The 312-nt window shown below is 63.8% G+C and carries 1 protein-coding gene; it reads left to right on the plus strand.

The annotated features are described in order from the left end of the window. The coding region (locus E5162_RS14400) for a CBS domain-containing protein (protein WP_135945957.1) at window positions 1–312 on the plus strand (312 nt) is incomplete at both ends.

Consider the following 312-nt stretch of genomic DNA (forward strand, 5'->3'; position numbering starts at 1 on the left):
AGACCCTGCTCCGGTGACGGAGAGCGCCCTGCTGGCCAATGCGCAGGCTTTCGACCGGCTGCGTGTCAGCGATGTGATGGTGCCGCGGGCCGATATTACCGCGGTGGACGTCGAAACGCCGCTGCACGAGCTGGCCGTCATCTTCTCCAATGCCGCGCATTCCCGCCTTCCGATCTATCGCGATACGCTCGATGCTCCGATCGGGGTGGCTCACATCAAGGATGTGATCACGCATCTGACGGGCGACGAGCACGGAAATCGGTCCACCAACTGGGCCGAGCTTCAGCTTCTGCCGCAGATTCGCCGCCCCCT

This window comes from Marinicauda pacifica (genome assembly GCF_004793635.1).
Classification (GTDB): domain Bacteria; phylum Pseudomonadota; class Alphaproteobacteria; order Caulobacterales; family Maricaulaceae; genus Marinicauda; species Marinicauda pacifica.